We start from the raw sequence: 1529 nt of genomic DNA, 5'->3' as shown, positions 1-1529 counted from the left end.
GGATTCGGGCTCGCCCTCCGCGCCGACCGTGCCGATCCCGCCAGCGTGCGCATCGATCACGCCCGCCGCGACGGGCGTCCCGGTGCGCAGGCCGAGCTCCGCGGCGGCGCTTGCCGTCAGGCCGCTCCCGAGCGGCGTTCCCGGGTCGACAACGCTCTGGCCGATGCGCGCAAAGGCTTCGTCCGCCAGCACGCTGAGCCCGACGCTGCGGAAGTAGCTCTCGTCCCAGCGCCGTTCGTGCGCCAGATAGGTCCATTTGCAGGTGACCGTGCACGTCGATCTGGACAGATCGCCGGTCGCGCGCCAGGTCAGGAAGTCGGTCAGGTCGAAGAATTGCCACGCGGCCGCGAAGACGGCCGGCCGATTTTCGAGAAGCCACAGGAGCTTCGGTGTTTCCATCTCCGGAGAGATCTTGCCGCCCACGAATTTCAGCACCTCGTGGCCCGTGGCGTTGATGCGCTCCGCCTGCTCCAGCGCGCGGTGGTCCATCCAGACGATGATATCGCGTTCGGCTTGTTCCGATGGGCCCACGGGCAAAGGCCGCCCTCCCTCTCCCAGGACGACGAGCGAGCAAGTGGCATCGAAGCCGATGCCGGCGATCTGATCGGGCGACACCTTCGCCTGCGACAGCGCGTCCTTCACGGAACGGCACACGGCGCTCCAGATCTCGCCGCTCGACTGCTCGACGATGGAGCCGCTCGCATGGAACAGCGTGATGTCATGCTTGGCCGAAGCCAGCATGCGGCCGGCCGGGTCGAAGACGCCGGCGCGGGCGCTGCCCGTGCCCACGTCCACGCCGATGACATAGCGCGGGCTTTCCGCCGCACCAGGGGTCGGGCTTTCTGAGGTCATAGCTCACTGCCTGTTGTTGGATAAATTTCGGGCCGATGGACCGCACCTGTCGCGCGATTCAAAGATCGACGCTGTTCGGAAGGATAACCAGATCGCGGATGGTCACGTTGCGCGGCCGCGTCAGCATGAAAAGTACCGCATCGGCGACCTCTTTGGGCTGCATCAGGCTGCCCGAGGCGAGCGCCTCGTCCATCTTCGCCTTCGGCCAGTCGTCGAGCAGCGCTGTCACGACCGGCCCCGGCGCCACCGCGCCCACCCGCACGCCATGCTTCGCGAGCTGGCGGCGGGTCGTGTGGACGAAGGCCTGCACCGCGAATTTGGAGGCCGTGTAGATCGGCTCCCACACTACCGGGACGATGCCCGCGATCGAACTCGTGAAGATGATGTCGCCCGATTTCTGCGCGACCATGTGCGGCAGCACGGCGTGAACCGATCGGAACGCAGCGTTGACGTTCAGGTTCAGCACACGATCCCACTCGTCCGGATTGCCATCGAGCACGTCGCCGCCGATATAGGCGCCGGCGTTCGCATGAAAGATGTCGAGGCCGCCGGCCAGATCGAGGATTTTCGGCAGCAACGCGGAAACCTCCGACGGCTGCAGCAGATCCACGACCAGTGGCAGCGCGTTCGGCCCCAGTTCCGCGCAAAGCTGCTCCAGCCTGTCCTTCGCACGGTCC

General features: G+C 66.4%; 2 protein-coding genes. Both read right to left on the bottom strand.

What is annotated here, in order from left to right; genetic code table 11:
• Positions 1-852 (bottom strand): FGGY family carbohydrate kinase (locus AWB67_RS37525; protein ID WP_268808172.1); only part of this gene is annotated, 852 nt, incomplete at its 3' end.
• A gap of 58 nt (positions 853-910) precedes the next feature.
• The coding region (locus AWB67_RS37520; RefSeq protein WP_087660823.1) for an SDR family oxidoreductase at positions 911-1529 on the bottom strand (619 nt) is incomplete at its 5' end.

The sequence above is a fragment of the Caballeronia terrestris genome, from assembly GCF_001544515.1.
Lineage (GTDB): Bacteria > Pseudomonadota > Gammaproteobacteria > Burkholderiales > Burkholderiaceae > Caballeronia > Caballeronia terrestris.
The sequence above is the reverse complement of the archived record's forward strand: the minus strand, read 5'-3'. Positions and strand labels throughout refer to the sequence as shown.